This is a genomic window from Rheinheimera sp. (assembly GCF_030824435.1).
Taxonomy (GTDB): domain Bacteria; phylum Pseudomonadota; class Gammaproteobacteria; order Enterobacterales; family Alteromonadaceae; genus Pararheinheimera.
Genome location: NZ_JAVBXS010000002.1, coordinates 1 through 2,987, shown reverse-complemented (window position 1 = coordinate 2,987; position 2,987 = coordinate 1). Strand labels below are relative to the sequence as shown.

The window sequence follows — 2,987 nt, the reverse complement described above, 5'->3', positions numbered from 1 at the left end:
GAAGGTTTACGCTTCGCAATCCGTGAAGGTGGTCGTACAGTTGGTGCTGGTGTAGTATCAAAAATCCTGGCTTAATCAGCCGGTGATTTAAAAAAGGCCCTGCGGGGCCTTTTTTTATGGTTTTCTTCTGTCATTGATAACGCGAGCTTGTTTTAGTTGGCGAGCCAGCCAACAAATACCATCTTATAAAAAGCTATCTGATACCCGCTAAAATAAGTTTGCCACCAGAATTGTCACGCTGGCACTACACCACGCAATAAGGAAATTTAAACAACCGTTTGAATTTATCCCGTCAGCATGATAGAACAAACACATCGTACCAGATGGAGAAGCATTGTGAGCCAGTACCAAGCCCCGTTAACAGACATGCAGTTTAATTTATTCGATGTGTGGCAAGCGCCTAAATTCTGGCAACAACAAGTCGCACTGAAGGAACAGTTGGATCAGGACACTGCCGCAGCTATCCTTGAAGAAGCTGCCAAAATCACATCTGAGCTTATAGCCCCTCAGGCAAAACTGGCAGATGAGCAGGGTGTTCAGTTGGAGAATGGGCTGGTGACTACACCAGAGCACTATAAAAGTTGTTATCAGCAGTTGTGTGACGGCGGCTGGACTGGTCTTGCTGGTGATGTCGAATTTGGTGGTATGGGCATGCCAAAAACGCTGGCAAGCCTTTATGAAGAAATGATGTGTAGTGCTGACATTGCTTTTTCACTGTATTCGGGATTAACAGCCGGCGCTTGTGTTGCCCTGAATCAACATGCAGACCAAACAACAAAAGCACTTTATTTACCTAAACTTTATAGTGGTGAGTGGTCGGGCACTATGTGCTTAACCGAAGCGCACGCCGGTTCTGATTTGGGCATTATGCGCACACAGGCAGTGCCGATGCAGGATGGTAGTTATCGCATTAGCGGCAGCAAAATTTTTATCACCGCCGGCGAGCATGATTTAACGTCGAACATTATCCATCTGGTTTTGGCAAAGCTACCGGACGCGCCTGCTGGTTCCAGAGGTATTTCTTTATTTCTGGTGCCGAAGTTTATGGTGGACGCTCAGGGAAATCCCGGCTCGCGTAATGCGGTAACTTGTGGCTCGGTAGAACACAAGATGGGCATTCATGCTTCCGCCAGTTGTGTGATGAATTTTGATGGTGCTATCGGGTATTTAATAGGTGAAGCCAATAAAGGGCTGGCCTGTATGTTTACGATGATGAACTACGAGCGCCTTGCGATGGGCAGTCAGGGTCTTGGTGCTGCTGAGCGCGCTTATCAGAATGCATTAAGTTATGCCAAAGACCGGTTGCAAGGCAGAACCACAGGTAAAGATGCCAATAAAGCCGACCCGATTTTGGGACATGCCGATGTACGACGGATGTTACTGAATATCAAAGCAATCAATGAAGCGGGTCGCAGCTTTTCAGTCTATGTTGCCCAACAGCTTGATCAGGCCAAGTTTGCCGGTGATCAAAAAGCCGAAGCCAGAGCCAACTTATTAACCCCTGTAACCAAAGCTTTTATGACCGACCGTGGTTTGGACGCCTGCATCACGGCACAACAGGTTTTTGGTGGTCATGGCTACATTCAGGAATGGGGTATGGAGCAGCTGGTGCGCGATGTCCGTATTGCCCAGATCTATGAAGGTACCAACGGCATTCAGGCACTGGATTTTGCCGTGCGTAAAGTTGCAGCTGATGGTGGTGTTGCATTAAAAGAGCTGCTCAGCGAAATCGAGAGCGCTTTAGCTATTGCTCCTCAGGCAGAATTGGCTGCATTACTCGGTCAATATCAGCAGCTGCTCACTGAACTGCTGGCAAAGGCGGCACAAGATGCACTGTTGTTGCCGGCAATAGCCTGCGACCTTCTGGACCTGACGGGTTACCTGCTTTATGGCTATATGTGGCACCAAAATTTATTGGCATTAGACACAGCTAAACATAGCCCGGAGTTTATTGCGGCAAAACGTAAAACCGCCCGGTTCTACTTCGAGCGTATATTACCAAAGGCACAAGGCCTTATTTCTTTGTTGCGCCAGCCAGTTGCTGTCATCAGCGAGTTTGAGGAAGGGCTGTTCTGATCACCACATAAAGCCTCTGCTCAAATTTACAGCAGAGGCTTGTGTTTATTATTCAGTTGAGTATAATGCGCGGCCGGTCATTTAAAATGACTGGTGCTCTGGTCAGACAGTCGCTTATAGCGCCGTAGTGACCAAGCAACTACAGTGCCCCCGATTGGGGGGCAAACGTAACATGGTGCATAGGCATTCCCCCCTTGTGGTGTGAACGCCCATGTTTATTTTTGCTCTTTTTTGCTCTTTGAGGCTTTGGTTTATGAGTAATCAAAGGATTCGCATCCGTCTGAAAGCGTTCGATCACCGTTTGATCGATCAGTCAACTATGGAAATCGTTGACACAGCTAAGCGTACGGGCGCACAGGTTCGTGGTCCTATTCCACTTCCTACTCGCCAGGAACGTTTCACTGTATTGATTTCTCCTCACGTCAATAAAGATGCACGTGATCAGTACGAAATCCGTACCCACAAGCGTTTAATCGACATCGTTGAGCCAACAGAAAAGACTGTTGATGCTCTGATGCGTTTAGATCTGCCTGCTGGCGTTGACGTTCAAATCAGCCTGGGCTAATCAGACAGGTTTTTAGAGAGGTTTAGGATATGGCTATCGGTCTAATCGGTCGTAAAGTGGGCATGACTCGCATCTTCACTGAAGATGGCGTATCAATCCCAGTAACCGTAATCGAAGCAACACCAAACCGCGTTACTGCCATCAAAACGCAAGACGTTCATGGCTATAGCGCACTGCAAGTGACTGCTGGCACTGTGAAGGCTTCTCGCCTGAACAAACCAGATGCTGGTCAGTTTGCAAAAGCTGGTGTTGAAGCCGGTCGTGGTCTGTGGGAATTCCGCCTGCAAGACAACGAAGGCGCTGACATTCAAGTCGGCAGCGAGATTACTGTTGAAGTTTTCGCAGA

At 48.0% G+C, this 2,987-nt stretch carries 2 protein-coding genes and 2 pseudogenes; all 4 read left to right on the top strand.

What is annotated here, in order from left to right:
- Nucleotides 1-75, top strand: a pseudogene (locus RCH83_RS00035) (elongation factor Tu); the annotation flags it as partial.
- A gap of 261 nt (nucleotides 76-336) precedes the next feature.
- Nucleotides 337-2,076, top strand: coding sequence for an acyl-CoA dehydrogenase family protein (locus RCH83_RS00030; protein ID WP_306517888.1), 1,740 nt, complete (start codon nucleotides 337-339; stop codon nucleotides 2,074-2,076).
- 253 nt (nucleotides 2,077-2,329) lie between these two features.
- Nucleotides 2,330-2,641: a 30S ribosomal protein S10 gene (gene rpsJ, locus RCH83_RS00025; RefSeq protein ID WP_008899121.1), complete on the top strand. Its 312-nt coding sequence runs from the start codon at nucleotides 2,330-2,332 to the stop codon at nucleotides 2,639-2,641.
- Between the two features lie 29 nt (nucleotides 2,642-2,670).
- Nucleotides 2,671-2,987 (top strand): annotated as a pseudogene (rplC, locus tag RCH83_RS00020) (50S ribosomal protein L3); the annotation flags it as partial.